A 16,541-nucleotide genomic window follows, 5' to 3' on the forward strand; every position below is an offset into this window, starting at 1 on the left:
CCCTTCCCGATGTGTCAGGGAAGGGTGCTTTTTTATGGTTTGCCTGTAAAAAAGATGGCAAGTGTGCCTGGACCTGAATGGGACCCAACAGCTGCGCCGACCATCTGAATATCAATTTCTTTTGGATGAAATTCGGCTTCAATCAATTGTCTCATGTCTTCTGCAAGTGCAGGATCATCACCATGACTAATGCCAACTGTTTGATTTGACCAATCCGTTCCACGTTCTTTCATCAGTTCAATAATGCGTTTCAACAGCTTTTTACGTCCGCGGATTTTCTCAAGGGGGATGAGCTTTCCATCCTCAACGTGTAAAATGGGCTTAATACTTAATAAACCACCAACAAATGCGGACGCTTTACTGATTCTTCCGCCTCTTGCTAAATACGATAAATCGTCTACAGTAAAAATATGTTGTAAAGATTCGCAAAAATGCTTTACAGACGTTTCAATTTCTTGTATTGTATTTCCGTCAATGGCAAGTGATTGAGCGTGTTTGACAGCAAGCCCATAGCCGAGTGAAGCACATTTAGAATCAATGATTCGCAAATCAAAATCAGGGTATTCTTCCTTCACTTCGTTTGCCATCATCACAGCCGTTTGGTATGTACCGGAAAGCTCTGATGAAAAGGCAACATAGATTGCAGATGTATGGTTTTGTGCAAGAGAAACAAAGGCTTCTTTAATTCGGTTTGGTGAAGCCTGTGACGTTTTTGGGCTGGCACCTTGTCTCATCGCATCAAATACTTGTTTTGGTTCAATGGTGATCAAATCTTCAAATTCCTCTTCGCCAAGCAATACACGGAGCGGAATGAGCGTCATGTTATGTTCATCATAATAAGAAAGAGGCAGATCAGCAGCACTGTCTGCTATGATATGAACAGTCATCAAAATCCCTTCTTTCTAAAAAAATCAGCCATATTTTGCAACTTTTTAGCCTAACTATATCACAGAAATCATTTTTTCGTGTTCAAATTCTAAATTTTAGGGAAAACCATAGAGAGAATGGTAAGTGGAGGAATGACAATATGTTCATCGGAGAAGCAAAAAAACTCATTGTCGTCGTCATTGGTGCACTGCTCAATGCGATTGGACTGAATTTATTCTTAATCCCAGCTGATGTATACGCGAGCGGGTTTACAGGGGTAGCCCAGTTGTTATCCAGCTTAATGGATCAATATGCGCCATTTTATATATCCACAGGGATTCTATTATTTATTTTAAATATTCCAGTCGGCATTTTAGGCTGGATGAAAGTGGGCCGTTCCTTTACGCTTTACAGCATTATCAGTGTTGCACTGACGACCATTTTCCTCGGAATCTTACCAGAAACGAGTGTGTCACATGATATATTACTAAATGCTGTGTTTGGCGGCGTGATATCCGCAGTAGGGATTGGGATCACGCTCAAATACGGGGCATCGACAGGCGGACTCGACATCGTTGCTATGGTTTTAGCGAAATGGAAGGATAAACCAGTCGGCACGTATTTCTTCATTTTAAATGGTATCATTATTTTTACAGCAGGATTATTACAAGGTTGGGAGAAAGCATTATATACCCTTGTTACATTATATGTGACCACAAGGGTCATTGATGCCATCCATACAAGACATGAGAAGCTGACTGCGATGATTGTGACGAAGAAGGCAGATGAAATCAAGGAAGCTATTTATGGAAAAATGGTCAGAGGCATTACGACTGTACCTGCAAAGGGAGCTTTTACCAACGAGCCAAAAGAAATGATGGTGATCGTTATTACAAGGTATGAGCTGTATGAACTTGAACAAATTATTAAAGAAGTCGATCCAAAAGCCTTTACAAATATTGTGCAAACAACTAATATTCTTGGATTTTTCAGACGAGATTAAAAGGTGGGTAGCGAATGAAAAAAGGATTGGTACTTCTTCTCATTGTATTGATTTTAACCGCTTGTGGACAACAAAAAAAGGATGAACCAAACAAGGAGGTATCCGGTCAAATGGGAGAAAAAACGGTTGTGCTCACAGTAGACCCCGTCCAGAAAGGTTCTTCGGTTCAATTTAACATGTCACTGAAAAATGAATCAGATCGAGATATTGAATTTACCTTTAACACAAGCCAGAAATTCGAGCTCAGTGTGTATGACGAAAACGGAAATGAACAATACCGTTATTCAAAAGACCGTATGTTCACACAGGCCATCCAATCATTTGTCCTGAAGAAAGGCGAAGCCTATGATTTTCAAGATACATGGTCAAATGGTGTCAAGCCGGGAACGTATGAAGCGGTTGTCACATTTAAAGGAAAAGCAGAAGGGCTGAAGCAAATCACAGAAAAGAAAACATTCCAAGTGAAATAAGTGCTTTCAGCTTCATGAGAAACAGAAAAAGCTGTCCAGTGATGGACAGCTTCTTTTATGTTAGAGATCATCGAGCAAGTCTTGGAAGGTATGCAGCTGGTTTCTTTCCGCATCTGTCGAATTGGCAAATGCAGAAGATACGGCATTTTTGGCTCGTTTGACCGCCTCTTGACGCTCTAACCCAGATGAAAATGAAGAAGTAAGAGCTTCTTCCGTAAATGATTTGGCTTGATCAAAAAGTTCGTTTCTCACAATGAACCTCCAGAAGCATCAGTCTTCATATTTCCCCTGTCCTCCGCAGCTTCTTCAAGCGTAGAACGATAAGGAAAACGTGCATCATGCAGACTGACTGAATCTTTACCTTGTTGTATAAAGCGTTTCGATTTGCTTCTTTTACCCATTCGGAATCCGCCCCTTTACACAAGCTGACAGGACAACCTGTCTAAAGGTAGTATGCCCGCTTCCATCTGGTATGTATGAATGGAAAAATTAAAGCGAAAAGTAATTCGTTAGAAACTTTGCAATCCCATCTTGTTCGTTTGTATCAGTGACTTCATTTGAAACACGTTTAACGGCATCGATTCCGTTGCCCATTGCGACTCCGCATCCGGCAAATTCAAGCATTTCTAAATCATTGTCTTCATCTCCGAATGCCACAATCCGCTCCTGTGGAACGCCGTAATAATCACTGATCTTTTGCAGCCCAACGGCCTTGTTCATACCTGTTTTAATGATCTCAATCACGTGCCACGGAGCAGCCCATCGCCTATGATCAATCACTTCTGCATGAACATCTGATAAATAACTTCGAATAGCTCCGACATCCTCTTCTTTGGCGTGAATCAACACGCTCGTCACATTCTCTCCAAGGTTGTCCCGAAGGTCTCCAACAGTGACTTTATTGGCATTCATATTAAATATATCAATGAGCTTCTCATCATGATAATGGAAATACAAATCGTCTAACACTTCAGCTAGCACGTTGTGCACTTTATACTCTTCACTAATGTCTACAAGCTGTTTAACGACTTGAAGATCAAGTGACGTATGAAATCTGCCCCATTTTTCATCAAGAGGATGATGGACAAACGCTCCATTAAAATTCACAATGGGTGAATCAAGCTGTAATTGCTGATAATAAGGAGAGCTGGAACGAAATGGCCGGCCGGTTGAAATGCAGACATGATGCCCGCTGTCTTTCACTTTTTGAATGACGTCAAGTGTGTGTGTAGAGATGGTTTTATCATCTTTTAATAACGTGCCATCCAGGTCAAGTGCGATTAGGTAAGGTTTAGTCTCCATAAAATCTCCTTTGATCTGTAAGTGATAGGAGGCAGTTCGTGCGGCGCCTCTACCTATAGTGTATCTTTATCACATCTTTGTTGTCTACATGTTAAAATAAACAAAGACGGGAATGATAAAGGAGGATTCATAGGCTGTGATCACCATTGATGAGCAAATTACGCGCGATATTCCATTTTTACATATCGTAAAAGCTGAAAATAAAGACAAACCGCTCCCGCTTGTATTTTTTATACACGGATTTACAAGTGCACGCGAGCACAACTTACACTTCGCCTTTCATTTGGCGGAAAAAGGCATGAGAGTGATTTTGCCTGACTGTGCTTATCATGGTGTAAGATCAGAAAACCTCAACTTAGAGGAACTGGCGTCAAGGTTCTGGGAAATTGTCCTGAACGAAATACGTGAAATCGATATACTCAAAATATATTTTCAAGAAAAACAATTGATTGAAGCCGATCTGATCGGTGTTGCAGGTACTTCCATGGGCGGCATCACAACCTTTGGTGCACTCGCCAAGCATGATTGGATTAAAGCGGCAGTTAGCCTGATGGGCAGTCCGAAATATACGACATTCCTACAAGCACAAATTATGGACATGCGGCACAAAGGATTGATGCAAGACATTACAGACGAAGAGGTTCAACAGCAATTAGACGCTCTGCGTCCTTATGATTTAACGCTGCAAACAGATCGATTAAATAAAAGGCCACTGTTATTCTGGCATGCAGAAAACGATCCAGTTGTCCCTTACCGTCATGCAAAAGCTCTTTATGATGAGTTAGCAGCAACCCAATATAAAGAAGATCCGCAGCTAATTCGTTTTATTACAGATGGACAGGCTGGCCATAAGGTCTCAAGACAAGCAATGTTTGAAACGATTGACTGGTTTGTGACACATCTGAAAAGCACAAACGTTTAGTCAAAAGAAAAAGTACGTTATACTAATGGAAAAGGAGTGGATATCATGGATGAAGCATTGAAAGAAAATATTTTAGGCGCCCTAGAACAGGTGATTGACCCTGAGCTAAATGTCGACATCGTCAACCTTGGACTTGTCTATGATGTCGATCTTGATGAGAATGGAAAAGCGGATATCACGATGACCTTAACATCAATGGGGTGTCCCCTTGCACCAGTGATCGTGGATGAAGTGAAAAAAGCATTAAGTGATCTTCCAGAAGTGAAAGAAACAGAAGTTCACATCGTATGGAATCCGCCTTGGACGCGAGACAAAATGTCAAGATACGCAAAAATTGCACTCGGTATTCAATAAGCACTAATAAAAATGCCTGGTATGAGTTGAACTCATGCCAGGTTTTTTTATGAAAAAATAAGGTAGGGGAAGAGAACGGATTGATATAATGGGTGTAATATGACAGAACGGAGTACCTCATAATGAAACGAAAATGGTTATGGATTGTTCTTTTAATGGGATACACTGCTGCATTTTTTGCATCAATCACCATTCGTGAGGAGCAAGTACACAAAAGCAAAGATCTTGAAGCCTTCACAGATGTCAGTCATCTCATGCCTGTCAAAATAAAAAAAGTCGTTCAAGGAAAAGAAATAGACACGTTAAAAGAAGTATTAAAAGAAGCGAAAGCAAAAAAGTTGCCGATATCAATTGCAGGGAAACAGCATAGCATGGGTGGCCACACGTATTATGAAAATGGCATCGTGCTTGATATGACGGAATTTCGCCAGATTTTAGCATTTGATGAAAAAAAGAAAACGATTCGGGTCCAAAGTGGTGTGACATGGGATGACATACAAACATATGTGAACCCATATGGTCTTGCTGTGAAGGTGATGCAATCGCAAAATATCTTTACAATTGGCGGATCTTTAAGTGCAAACGCACATGGACGTGACATTCGTTACGGGTCACTCATTGACACAGTTCGTTCCTTTAGGCTGTTAAAAGCAGATGGCGAGATTGTCACAGTGAAGCCGGGCGATGATTTGTTCACTGCGGTCATTGGAGGATACGGTTTATTCGGTGTCATTTTAGATGTTGAGCTTTCTTTAACAAAAGATGAACTATATAAAATGGAGACAACCTCTCTAGATTACGATGAGTATACGGATTATTTTCAAAAGCATGTGAAACAAAATAAAGAAGTACGCATGCATCTTGCCAGAATCTCAACAGCGAAAACCAACTTTTTGAAAGAGATGTATGTAACGAATTATTCCCTCACTTCACAACAAGAGATTGAATCATATCAAGAGCTGAAAGAGGATCAACTCGTCATGCCACTCAAATTTATGCTTGGTCTTTCAAGAAGATTTGATATGGGGAAAGATCTGCTCTGGCATTTGCAAAAGAAGTATTTCCAAAGTCAAAATGATCAGCTGATCACTAGAAACAATGTGATGCGCTCAGATTCTGCTTATTTAGAATATGAAAATGAGTCAGATACAGATGTACTTCAGGAATATTTCGTCCCAGTGGACCGCTTTCGTGCGTATATCGATGACATGAGAAGTTATTTACAACAGGAAGAATTGAACTTAATGAATATCACAATACGCTACGTACAAAAAAATGAAAAAGCGGATCTCTCATATGCGAAAGAAGATATGTTTGCCCTTGTTCTTTTAGTGAATTATGGTTTTGAGAAAGAAGAGAAGGCAGAAGCAGAGCGGATCATCCGGCAAATGACAGATATCACGCTTCGGCACCATGGAAGCTATTACTTACCGTACATGCCTTATCAAACGAAGGTACAAATGAAGCGGGCCTATCCTAAAACCGATGTATTCTTCCAAAAGAAAAAGCAAGCAGATCCAGATGGCAGATTTATCAATTATTTTTATGAAAGGTACAATACACAATGAATGCAAAAGCAATGAAATGGTTCGTCTACTCACAAAGCCTGCTGTTTTTCGCTAGCAGTTTGATTTTCCCTTTTTACATTCTTTTTATTAAAAATGTTGGTTCAAACTATTCACAGTTTGGTCTTGCCTATGGTCTGTTTGGTTTAAGCGGAGCGTTTATTCATTTACTCTTAGGGAAACTACCAGAGACCACTGACAGGCGTCTCTTTTTAATCATTCATTCGTTCGGAATGGCATTTCTTTTATTGCTGTTTCCTCATATCACAGAAGTCGAGCAAGTGTATATGATTCAGCTTGCACTTGGTGCGCTAGGCGGCTTTCAAAAGCACGGGGAAAAACTGCTTGTCACGGAGCTGACAACAGAGAATAAAAGAATGAAAGAGGTCGGCCGCTATCATTTTTGGACTGCTCTTTTTTCATCGATAGCGATTATGCTTGGCGGCCTGTTTGCAGATTTCTTCACCGTGTATTTCATTTTTTATGCAAGCTCCATATTATATTTATGCAGTGCCCTCATCGTCATCATGATGAAATATGAAAGATAAATCCGCATGTCTCACGAAGATATGTGGATTTTTTTATGAAAAAAAATGAAAAGAAATATTAAATATACAATTGAATTAATTTTTATACATGTTATAATGTTAAATAATTTCACAAAGATCAAGAGGGTGTATTAACGTTGAAAATAGGTATTATAGGTGCTACAGGATACGGTGGAGCGGAATTAGTTCGTATCTTCAAGCAACATCCACATGTGGAGGAATGTATATTGTATTCATCGAGTGGTGATGGGCAATTATACAGTCAATCTTATCCGCATCTAACAACGATTACTGATCAAACATTAAAAGCCATTGATCCTGCTGCCATTGTGCGAGAAACAGATGCTGTGTTTTTAGCGACACCAGCAGGCGTATCAAGTGAACTCACACCGAAGCTCATGAACCAAGGAGTGCCTATCATTGATTTATCAGGTGATTTGCGCATTCAAGACGGTGCAACCTATGAAGCTTGGTATAAACGAAGGGCAGCTGATCAATCATCTGTTCAACAAGCTGTGTATGGGTTATCGGAATTGAATCGTGAAACGATTGAGAAGGCGGAAGTCATTGCAAACCCAGGGTGCTTCCCTACCGCAGTTCTTCTCGGCTTAGCACCACTGATGAAACAGAATCTAATTGATGAATCTATGATCATCATAGATGCAAAAACAGGAGTGTCCGGTGCAGGACGATCCGCCTCACTTGGAACGCATTTTTCAGAGCTAAACGACAACTTCAAAATTTATAAGGTAAATGAACATCAACATACACCTGAAATAGAGCAAATATTAAGAGAATGGAGTCCGCAAACGGCGAACATCACATTTTCAACACACCTTGTCCCGATGACAAGGGGGATTATGGCGACGATGTATACTCAGCTGAAATCAGATATCACAAAAGAGGAATTGATGAAGCATATGAAAGGCTTTTATGAAGATTCCTATTTTGTCAGAGTGAGAAATCACGAAGTATATCCGCAAACAAGAGAAGTATACGGCAGTAATTTCTGTGATATTGGCTTTCATTTAGATGAACGTACAGGCAGACTCACGATTGTGTCTGTGATCGACAATCTCATGAAGGGCGCAGCCGGCCAAGCGGTTCAAAACTTCAACATCATCAAAGGCTTAGATGAAGAGGCGGGCCTTACAATGACACCTCTCTATCCATAAGAACAGGGGAGACAACAAATATGATTGATTTGAATGAAAAAAGCATTGTTAAAATAAACGGTGACGTATCCTCACCAAAAGGCTTTGAAGCAAAGGGGATTCATATTGGATTACGGTATTCAAAAAAAGACCTTGGACTGATCGTCAGTGAAGTGCCGGCAGCGAGTGCGGCGGTTTACACACAAAGCCACTTTCAAGCTGCGCCTCTCCAAGTCACTCAGAAAAGCTTAAAAAAGACAGGGCAATTAAAAGGTGTCATTGTCAATAGTGCTATCGCCAATGCATGTACCGGTGAGCAAGGTTTGAAAGACGCATACGAAATGCAGGCAGCCTGTGCAGATATGTTAGGGGTAGAACCTGATTACATTGCTGTTTCTTCTACTGGTGTTATTGGAGAGTGTCTGGATATGGATAAAATCAAAAAAGGCATCACTCAGCTGAAAGAAGCAAAAGCAGGAAATGGTCATTTTGAAGAGGCCATCTTAACGACAGACACAGTCATTAAAAACACAACATACACCCTGACGATAAACGGCAAAGAGATTCTCATTTCAGGTGCAGCGAAGGGCTCTGGCATGATTCATCCGAACATGGCAACAATGCTGGGCTTCGTGACAACGGATGCAAATGTCGAACAAGAAGCTCTGCAAAACGCACTGCGTGATATTACTGATGTGACCTTTAATCAAATTACTGTCGACGGAGAAACATCGACAAACGATATGGTACTCGTGATGGCAAATGGTATGGCAGAAAATGAAGTTCTAAGTGAAGAGCATCCAGAATGGCCGTTGTTCAAAGAAGGATTAAAGCTAGCTTGTGAGGATCTTGCTAAAGAGATTGCAAGAGACGGAGAAGGTGCAACGAAATTAATTGAAGCGCAAGTTGCTGGTGCTAAAAATCATTTAGAAGCTGGTATCATAGCGAAGAAAATTGTCGGTTCAAGTCTAGTGAAAACAGCCGTATACGGTACCGACGCCAACTGGGGACGGATCATTGGAGCGATTGGGCATAGCGCAGCGTCCGTCACACCGCAAGAGGTAGAAGTGTATTTAGGCGGGCAATGTCTGTTTAAACATAATGAACCACAGCCTTTCTCAGAAGAGGAAGCAAAAGCGTATCTAGAACAGGATGAGATCACAATTTTGATTCAAATGAATGAGGGAAATGGTGAAGCAGCGGCATGGGGCTGTGACCTTACTTATGATTATGTGAAAATTAACGCGAGCTATCGCACATGATGAGGGAGATAGACATGGATAAAACGATCGTATTCAAGTGTGGAGGCAGTGTCATTCGAGAACTTTCAAATACCTTTTATGAAAATGTCCGATCACTTCAAGCAGCTGGATTTAAGCTGGCTATCGTCCATGGTGGAGGGCCTGAAATCACGAACATGCTTCAAAAATTAGATGTAAAAACAGAATTTGTTGACGGACAGCGCAAAACAACAAAGCCAGTATTAGAGGTAGCAGAAATGGTCCTTTCGGGCACGGTCAATAAATACTTTGTATCAGAGCTCGCAAAGCATGATATCTCATCTGTCGGTGTGTCTGGGAAAGATGGGCAGATGCTTGTCGCTGATTTTCTTGATCAAGACGTGTACGGGTACGTTGGTGAAATCAAAGAAGTGCATCCAGAGATGGCAGAAGCATTAATGGAAAAACAGTTTATTCCTGTGATTGCACCGTTGTCTATGACAGAAGAATGCCAAACGTTAAACGTAAACGCTGATTTAGCAGCATCAGCTGTTGCAGGAGCGATGAAAGCTGATAAGCTCATGTTTGTAACAGATGTGGAAGGCATTTTAAAAAATGGTGAATTATTAGATGTCGTCACCGAACAAGAAGCTCTCACGCTCATTGATGAAGGCATTATTTCCGGGGGAATGATTCCAAAAGTACAATCCGCTTTGAGTGCTTTATCAGGAGATGTGGATGAAGTCATGATCGTGAATGGCAAAGGCAGTATCTTTACAGGGGAAACTTTTAAAGGAACAAGAATTGTGAAGGAAAAGGAGGCGGTCCTGTGAGTCATCTCTTTCAAACATATGGACGGTGGAATGTTGAAATTAAAGAGGCAGCAGGTTCTTGGGCAGTTGATACAAATGGGAAAAAATATTTAGACTTTATCCAAGGCATAGCAGTCACAAATCTCGGTCACAATCACCCAAAGGTCAATCAAGCCATCAAGAAGCAGCTTAATCATGTCTGGCATGTATCGAATCTATTTGAAAATGGACTGCAAGAAAAAGCAGCAGAAAAACTGGCTGCAAATAGTTCAGGTGATCTCGTGTTTTTCTGTAATAGCGGAGCTGAGGCAAATGAAGGTGCGATCAAATTAGCACGTAAAGCAACAGGAAAAACAAATATCGTGACATTTTTGCACTCTTTTCATGGGCGCACGTATGCTGGTATGGCTGCTACAGGTCAAGATAAAATTAAAACGGGTTTTGGTCCTATGCTGGAAGGCTTTCATTATGTACCGTTCAATGATCCAGAAGCGATTGCCGCATGTGAAGTCGGTGATGTGGCAGCGGTGATGCTCGAAGTTGTGCAGGGGGAAGGTGGCGTCAATCCAGCAACAACAGAATTTCTAGAAGCCGTTCAAGCGTTTTGCCAAAAGCATGAAGCACTGCTGATCGTAGATGAGATTCAAACGGGTATAGGACGTACAGGAACAGCATTTGCATACGAACAAACGGGACTTGATCCTGATATTATCTCTTCTGCAAAAGGATTAGGAAATGGCTTCCCAGTTGGTGCAGTCATCGGGAAAAAGGCATTAGGAGACGCATTCTCACCAGGTTCACACGGAACAACCTTCGGTGGTAACATGCTTGCCATGGCCGCAGTGAATGCAACACTCGATGTGATTTTCAAAGATGAGTTTCTGACAGAAGTGAAAGAAAAAGGCGATTATCTACTAGAAAAGCTGCAAGATCTAAAACAACTGAATATCGTAAAAGAAGTACGCGGAAAAGGATTGATGGCAGGGGTTGAATGTCGTCAGCCAGTCGGGGATTATATCACAGCCCTAAGAGAACAAGGATTGCTAGTACTTCCAGCTGGTCCAAATGTGATTCGATTATTGCCTCCGCTGAATGTAGAAAAAGCAGAAATAGATCAAGCGATAGATGCGCTTACTCAGGTTTTAGCAAATGAAACAGTGACGGTATAAATTTTTTTACACCAAAACGCATAAAAATGCATTTATATTACTAATTATTCAATTTGGGGTGACACAAGCATGAAAGGTTATTTAAATTTAGAAGATGGAGCCTCTTTTGAAGGAGATCTGACAGGAGAAGCTGGCAAGACAGGTGAAGTGGTTTTCTTTACAGGGATGACAGGTTACCAAGAGGTACTCACAGACCCTTCCTATAAGGGGCAAATCATTGTTTTCACATATCCACTTATCGGAAATTACGGTATTAATCATGAAGACTTTGAGAGTAAAAAACCACAAGTGAAAGCTGTTGTTGTGTATGAAGCAGCCGACCATTTTTCTCACCATCTTGCAGCGGTTAGCTTAAAAGATTATTTGCAGAAGTGGAACATCCCGCTTCTGACACATACAGATACACGTGCAGTCGTGCAAAACATCCGGGCAAATGGGACGATGAACGCTGTGATCAGTTTAGATGAAAACGAAACACCGCCTGCCATGAAACAAGACAATGTGGTTGCACAGGTGACAGAGGACGAAATTTACACTCAAGGCAGCGGCGAGGAACATGTAGCGCTGATTGATTTTGGCTTTAAAAAATCAATAGCAGATTCGCTTGAAGCGCGCGGCTGTAAAGTAACCGTTATTCCGTACAAACAGCTGGAAAAGGTGTTTGAAATGAAGCCAGATGCAGTCCTGCTATCAAATGGTCCTGGAGATCCCAAAACAATGAAGCCATATTTAAAAACCATTCATGAGATCATGATGACTTTCCCGACACTTGGGATCTGCTTAGGTCATCAATTAATCGCTCTTGCACTTGGCGGGGATACGTATAAACTACCATTTGGCCACCGCGGGGCGAATCACCCTGTACAAGATACAGAATCCAAACGTGTTTTCATGACGAGTCAGAATCACAGCTATGTAGTGAATGAAAAAAGCATGAATGACAAAGAAGTGGACGTGAAATTCCTTCATGTCAATGATGGATCTGTCGAAGGGTTCATTCATAAAGAGAAGCTCATTATGTCAGTTCAATTTCACCCAGAAGCACACCCAGGGCCTGCTGAAAGTGAATGGGTATTCGATGATTTTATTGAGAAAGTGAAACAAGCAAGGAGAGAAGTCGCACATGCCTAAAGATCAAAGCATACAAACCATTCTAGTCATCGGGTCTGGTCCAATCATCATTGGTCAGGCAGCAGAATTTGATTACTCAGGAACACAAGGATGTATGGCCCTAAAAGAAGAGGGCTACAAAGTGATTTTAGTGAATAACAATCCAGCAACCATTATGACAGACGAATCATTTGCTGATGAAATCTATTTTGAACCGCTTTCAGTTGATTCAGTGACAAGAATCATCGAAAAGGAAAAACCAGATGGGCTTTTAGCCAACCTTGGTGGACAGACCGCTTTAAACCTTGCTGTCGAACTAGAAAAAGCTGGTGTGCTGAAAAAGCACGGGGTAACCCTGCTTGGAACGTCAGTTGAAACAATTGAAAACGGTGAAGATCGAGAGAAATTCCGTGCTCTCATGAAGCAGTTGAACGAACCTGTGCCAGATAGTGAAATTGTGGATAATGCACAGGATGCCCTTCAATTTGCAAAAGAAGTAGGCTTCCCAGTCATTCTAAGACCTGCCTATACACTTGGCGGTAAGGGCGGCGGAATCGCTTTAACAGAAGAAGCGTTTAAACCTCTTATTGAAGGAGCCCTTTTAGCGAGCCCAATTCATCAGTGTTTAGTTGAAAAAAGCATCGCAGGCTTTAAAGAAGTCGAATATGAGGTCATGAGAGACCGTCAAAATACGTGTATTACGGTTTGTAATATGGAAAATATCGATCCAGTTGGTGTGCATACAGGAGACTCGATTGTCGTTGCCCCTTCGCAAACATTAACGGATCAGGATTATCAAATGCTTCGTTCAGCGAGCCTGAAAATCATTTCTGCACTGGATGTAGTCGGGGGATGTAATATCCAATTCGCCCTTGATCCACTCAGTAAAGAATACTTTGTCATTGAGGTAAACCCGCGGGTTAGCCGTTCGTCCGCTCTTGCCTCAAAAGCAACAGGCTATCCGATTGCTAAAATGGCAGCAAAGCTTGCGGTAGGCTATACACTAGACGAACTCAAAAACCCGCTCACAGGCACAACTTATGCTAGTTTTGAGCCGGCACTCGATTATGTCGTCGTGAAATTCCCGCGCTGGCCGTTTGATAAATTTAAACAGGCAGATCGTCAATTAGGTACAAAAATGAAGGCGACTGGCGAAGTCATGGCGATTGATCGTAATTTAGAATCAGCCATCCAAAAAGCCGTTGCCTCCCTTGAAATTAAAACAAAGGGCTTCCACCTGCCAGAATTGAAAGATCAATCGACTGAACAACTGTTTGAGCTAGTCAAAACACCAGACGATCGACGTTTCTTCGCTGTCATGGAGCTACTTTCAAGACAGGAAACAGTTGAAGCGATCCATCAAGCGACGAAAATCGATCGATTCTTCTTACATGTGTTCAACAATATGATCACGCTAGTACAAGAATTAAAGAACCATGAGGGAACGCTCTCCAAAGACACCTTGAAAAAGGTAAAGGAAAAGGGCTTCCTTGATGAAACGATTGCTCTTCTAACAGGCAATAGTGAAGGAGCGATTAGGCAGCTTCGTCAAGAATATGGCATTACGGCTTCATTTAAAATTGTCGACACATGTGCAGCGGAATTTGATGCAAAAACGAACTATTTCTATTCCACATACTTTGGCAAAAGTGATGGAGAGCATCAAGAGAAAACAAAACAGCGTGCACTCATCATTGGCTCTGGTCCAATTCGAATTGGGCAAGGAGTCGAGTTTGACTATAGTGCGGTGCATGGCGTTCTTACCCTGCAAAAGCTTGGTTTTGAAACGATCATGATGAACAACAATCCAGAGACGGTCAGTACGGATTATGAAATCGCCGATCGTTTATATTTTGAGCCTATTACATTAGAGCACATCTTAAACGTTGTGGAAGCAGAGCAAATTGATTTTGTCATCGTGCAATTTGGCGGACAGACGGCGATCAATGTAGCAGAAGGCTTGGAAAAAGCGGGCATTACGTTGTTAGGTACATCCTTTGACACGCTAGATGCGCTAGAAGATCGTGATTTGTTCTATCAGCTTCTTGATGAACTGAACCTTCCTCATGCAAAAGGAGATACAGCTCATTCAAAAGAAGAAGCGCTCACGCATGCTAAAAGCATCGGTTATCCTGTGTTAATTCGCCCATCGTATGTCATTGGTGGAATGGGAATGATGGTTGTCCAGTCAGAAGCGCATTTGACGTCACTACTTGATCAGCCAGATCATTTGCCATACCCCATTTTAATTGATGAGTATGTCACTGGAAAAGAAGTCGAAGTGGATCTAATTTCTGACGGTAAAACGACCTTCATCCCAACGATCGTGGAGCATATTGAGAAAGCGGGTGTCCATTCAGGTGACAGCTTTGCCATCTTGCCAAGTGTCTCCATCAGTGAAGACATCAAACAGCAGGTGCATATTGCGTCCGAACAAATAGCGAAGAAATTAGCGTTTAAGGGCATTATGAATATCCAATTTGTGATCAAAGGGGATCAGGCGCTTGTACTAGAAGTGAATCCGCGGGCAAGCCGGACCGTTCCAGTTGTCAGCAAAGTAATGGGCATTGACATGATTCCGCTTGCGACTCAATTATTAGCGGGTGCGACGCTTGACGAACTGAACCCAGTAACGAAAAACAAAGGGGGAACAGCGGTCAAATTCCCAGTCTTCTCATCACATGCTATTCAAGATATTGACTTAAAGCTGACACCTGAAATGAAAGCGACAGGAGAAGGAATGTGTGTAGGCAAGAACGCCGAAAGCGCCTTGAAAAAAGTGTTTGCGTCGATCTGGCATCAGAAAGGCAGCTTATTTATAAAAGGCAATGAACAATTGGTAGATGAAGCAAAACATGCAGGCTTTGACGTCTGGACGGATAGCTTTGACACTTGGCTGCAAAACGAAGATAAAACCCTTCATATCCATTTAGGCGAAGATGAAGAGGCAAAAGAGCAACGCGTAAAAGCACTCACACATGGGGTCCAGGTCCTTACCGAATATGAAACAGTTCAAGCATTCCTGCAAGGGAAAAATGGAGATGTATCACCAGTATCGCTCCAAGAATTATACAAAAAGGAAGTGACGGCATGAGTCAAGTTGACCTGCAACCGACATTATACGGAAAAGACTTTTTATCATTAAAAGATTTCTCAATCAATGACATTGCTTATTTAATTGAAAAAGCAGAAGAAATGAAACAAAACCCATACCAAGATTTATTCAAAGGGAAAACGTTAGCGATGATTTTTGAAAAATCGTCAACGAGAACCCGTGTATCATTTGAAGCGGGAATGACGCAGCTGGGGGGACATGCGCTTTTCCTCAGCTCAAATGATTTGCAAATCGGCAGAGGAGAAACAATCAGTGATACAGCGCAGGTGCTATCTGGCTATGTAGACGGCATTATGATTCGAACCTTTGAACATGAGAAGGTCGAGGAATTGGCACAATATGCGTCCATTCCTGTCATCAATGGACTGACTGACTACTCCCACCCATGCCAGGCACTTGCAGATTTATTGACGATAAAAGAAGCAAAAGGAACATTAAAAGGAATCAAAGTCGCTTACATCGGTGACGGAAATAATGTAGCTCACTCCTTGATGGTTGGCTGTGCACAGTTAGGCTGTGATATTGCAGTTGCATCACCAAAAGGCTATGAACCACTTCAAGAAGTAACAGACACAGCACATGAGTTTGCAAAACAATCAGGCGCAGAAGTTATCGTTACAACAGACCCTGTTGCTGCTGTTCAAAATGCAGATGTCATTTATTCCGATGTATTTACAAGTATGGGGCAGGAAGCAGAAACAGAGAAACGCCTTGCTGAATTTAAAGAATATCAAGTCAATGATGAACTAATGCATCATGCAGCAAAAGATTATATTTTCCTTCATTGTCTCCCAGCACACCGCGGAGAAGAAGTGACAGCAGACATTATTGACGGACCGCACTCAAAAGTATTTCAACAGGCAGAAAACCGCCTGCATGTACAAAAAGCATTAATCAAAGAGCTCATGTATCAACCATCTAAATAAATAT

Annotated in this window: 17 protein-coding genes; 13 read left to right on the top strand and 4 right to left on the bottom strand. The window is 41.6% G+C overall.

Annotation, left to right across the window (positions count from 1 at the left end):
- Positions 1-32 precede the first annotated feature (32 nt).
- Positions 33-887: a DegV family protein gene (locus tag GPS65_RS10680; RefSeq protein ID WP_012009531.1), complete on the bottom strand. Its 855-nt coding sequence runs from the start codon at positions 885-887 to the stop codon at positions 33-35.
- Between the two features lie 140 nt (positions 888-1,027).
- On the opposite strand from GPS65_RS10680, the gene GPS65_RS10685 reads away from it, so the two are divergent.
- Entirely contained in the window at positions 1,028-1,870 is an 843-nt protein-coding gene (locus tag GPS65_RS10685) for a YitT family protein (protein ID WP_012009532.1), read from the top strand.
- 14 nt (positions 1,871-1,884) lie between these two features.
- The gene (locus tag GPS65_RS10690) at positions 1,885-2,340 is read left to right on the top strand and encodes a BsuPI-related putative proteinase inhibitor (protein ID WP_041815389.1); all 456 of its coding nucleotides are present in this window, start codon (positions 1,885-1,887) and stop codon (positions 2,338-2,340) included.
- 60 nt (positions 2,341-2,400) lie between these two features.
- Here GPS65_RS10690 and GPS65_RS10695 read toward each other — a convergent pair whose 3' ends face one another.
- The 3 genes from GPS65_RS10695 to GPS65_RS10705 all read right to left on the bottom strand — a co-directional run bounded on the left by GPS65_RS10695 (position 2,401) and on the right by GPS65_RS10705 (position 3,642).
- A complete protein-coding gene (locus tag GPS65_RS10695) occupies positions 2,401-2,592 on the bottom strand; it encodes a DUF3813 domain-containing protein (RefSeq protein WP_012009534.1) in 192 nt (63 codons plus the stop codon).
- Entirely contained in the window at positions 2,589-2,741 is a 153-nt protein-coding gene (locus GPS65_RS10700; protein WP_008348539.1) for a hypothetical protein, read from the bottom strand. Before GPS65_RS10700 ends, GPS65_RS10695 begins: the two co-directional genes overlap by 4 nt.
- Before the next feature lie 88 nt (positions 2,742-2,829).
- Complete coding sequence (locus tag GPS65_RS10705; RefSeq protein WP_012009535.1) at positions 2,830-3,642, bottom strand: Cof-type HAD-IIB family hydrolase; 813 nt, start codon at positions 3,640-3,642, stop codon at positions 2,830-2,832.
- 136 nt (positions 3,643-3,778) lie between these two features.
- On the opposite strand from GPS65_RS10705, the gene GPS65_RS10710 reads away from it, so the two are divergent.
- The 11 genes from GPS65_RS10710 (at position 3,779) to argF (ending at position 16,537) form a co-directional block, all read left to right on the top strand.
- On the top strand, positions 3,779-4,564 hold the full coding sequence (locus tag GPS65_RS10710; protein ID WP_012009536.1) for an alpha/beta fold hydrolase: 786 nt from the start codon (positions 3,779-3,781) through the stop codon (positions 4,562-4,564).
- 45 nt (positions 4,565-4,609) lie between these two features.
- On the top strand, positions 4,610-4,918 hold the full coding sequence (locus GPS65_RS10715; protein ID WP_003211530.1) for a metal-sulfur cluster assembly factor: 309 nt from the start codon (positions 4,610-4,612) through the stop codon (positions 4,916-4,918).
- 122 nt (positions 4,919-5,040) lie between these two features.
- A complete protein-coding gene (locus GPS65_RS10720; protein ID WP_144481830.1) occupies positions 5,041-6,486 on the top strand; it encodes an FAD-binding oxidoreductase in 1,446 nt (481 codons plus the stop codon).
- Positions 6,483-7,031 (top strand): MFS transporter, encoded by a 549-nt coding sequence (locus GPS65_RS10725; protein ID WP_088002088.1) that lies wholly within the window; start codon positions 6,483-6,485, stop codon positions 7,029-7,031. The genes GPS65_RS10720 and GPS65_RS10725 overlap by 4 nt, the downstream gene beginning before the upstream one ends.
- 137 nt (positions 7,032-7,168) lie before the next feature.
- The gene (gene argC, locus GPS65_RS10730) at positions 7,169-8,206 is read left to right on the top strand and encodes an N-acetyl-gamma-glutamyl-phosphate reductase (protein ID WP_144481831.1); all 1,038 of its coding nucleotides are present in this window, start codon (positions 7,169-7,171) and stop codon (positions 8,204-8,206) included.
- 20 nt (positions 8,207-8,226) lie between these two features.
- Complete coding sequence (gene argJ, locus GPS65_RS10735; protein ID WP_144481832.1) at positions 8,227-9,447, top strand: bifunctional ornithine acetyltransferase/N-acetylglutamate synthase; 1,221 nt, start codon at positions 8,227-8,229, stop codon at positions 9,445-9,447.
- 14 nt (positions 9,448-9,461) lie between these two features.
- Positions 9,462-10,238, top strand: a complete 777-nt coding sequence (gene argB, locus GPS65_RS10740; RefSeq protein ID WP_088002082.1) for an acetylglutamate kinase — start codon at positions 9,462-9,464, stop codon at positions 10,236-10,238.
- Positions 10,235-11,386 (top strand): acetylornithine transaminase, encoded by a 1,152-nt coding sequence (locus tag GPS65_RS10745; protein WP_144481833.1) that lies wholly within the window; start codon positions 10,235-10,237, stop codon positions 11,384-11,386. The genes argB and GPS65_RS10745 overlap by 4 nt, the downstream gene beginning before the upstream one ends.
- Positions 11,387-11,455: 69 nt before the next feature.
- The gene (locus tag GPS65_RS10750; protein ID WP_144481834.1) at positions 11,456-12,517 is read left to right on the top strand and encodes a carbamoyl phosphate synthase small subunit; all 1,062 of its coding nucleotides are present in this window, start codon (positions 11,456-11,458) and stop codon (positions 12,515-12,517) included.
- Complete coding sequence (locus tag GPS65_RS10755) at positions 12,510-15,590, top strand: carbamoyl-phosphate synthase (glutamine-hydrolyzing) large subunit (RefSeq protein WP_144500195.1); 3,081 nt, start codon at positions 12,510-12,512, stop codon at positions 15,588-15,590. Before GPS65_RS10750 ends, GPS65_RS10755 begins: the two co-directional genes overlap by 8 nt.
- Positions 15,587-16,537, top strand: a complete 951-nt coding sequence (gene argF / locus GPS65_RS10760; RefSeq protein WP_088002074.1) for an ornithine carbamoyltransferase — start codon at positions 15,587-15,589, stop codon at positions 16,535-16,537. Before GPS65_RS10755 ends, argF begins: the two co-directional genes overlap by 4 nt.
- The last annotated feature ends 4 nt before the right edge of the window (positions 16,538-16,541 follow it).

This window comes from Bacillus pumilus, from assembly GCF_009937765.1.
Taxonomy (GTDB): domain Bacteria; phylum Bacillota; class Bacilli; order Bacillales; family Bacillaceae; genus Bacillus; species Bacillus pumilus_O.

Bases quoted from the DNA above. Each gene is read 5' to 3' on its own strand.
- GPS65_RS10680 (WP_012009531.1), bottom strand. From the start codon at position 887: ATGACTGTTCATATCATAGCAGACAGTGCTGCTGATCTGCCTCTTTCT.
- GPS65_RS10685 (WP_012009532.1), top strand. From the start codon at position 1,028: ATGTTCATCGGAGAAGCAAAAAAACTCATTGTCGTCGTCATTGGTGCA.
- GPS65_RS10690 (WP_041815389.1), top strand. From the start codon at position 1,885: ATGAAAAAAGGATTGGTACTTCTTCTCATTGTATTGATTTTAACCGCT.
- GPS65_RS10700 (WP_008348539.1), bottom strand. From the start codon at position 2,741: ATGGGTAAAAGAAGCAAATCGAAACGCTTTATACAACAAGGTAAAGAT.
- GPS65_RS10705 (WP_012009535.1), bottom strand. From the start codon at position 3,642: ATGGAGACTAAACCTTACCTAATCGCACTTGACCTGGATGGCACGTTA.
- GPS65_RS10715 (WP_003211530.1), top strand. From the start codon at position 4,610: ATGGATGAAGCATTGAAAGAAAATATTTTAGGCGCCCTAGAACAGGTG.
- GPS65_RS10720 (WP_144481830.1), top strand. From the start codon at position 5,041: ATGAAACGAAAATGGTTATGGATTGTTCTTTTAATGGGATACACTGCT.
- GPS65_RS10725 (WP_088002088.1), top strand. From the start codon at position 6,483: ATGAATGCAAAAGCAATGAAATGGTTCGTCTACTCACAAAGCCTGCTG.
- argJ (WP_144481832.1), top strand. From the start codon at position 8,227: ATGATTGATTTGAATGAAAAAAGCATTGTTAAAATAAACGGTGACGTA.
- argB (WP_088002082.1), top strand. From the start codon at position 9,462: ATGGATAAAACGATCGTATTCAAGTGTGGAGGCAGTGTCATTCGAGAA.
- GPS65_RS10750 (WP_144481834.1), top strand. From the start codon at position 11,456: ATGAAAGGTTATTTAAATTTAGAAGATGGAGCCTCTTTTGAAGGAGAT.
- GPS65_RS10755 (WP_144500195.1), top strand. From the start codon at position 12,510: ATGCCTAAAGATCAAAGCATACAAACCATTCTAGTCATCGGGTCTGGT.
- argF (WP_088002074.1), top strand. From the start codon at position 15,587: ATGAGTCAAGTTGACCTGCAACCGACATTATACGGAAAAGACTTTTTA.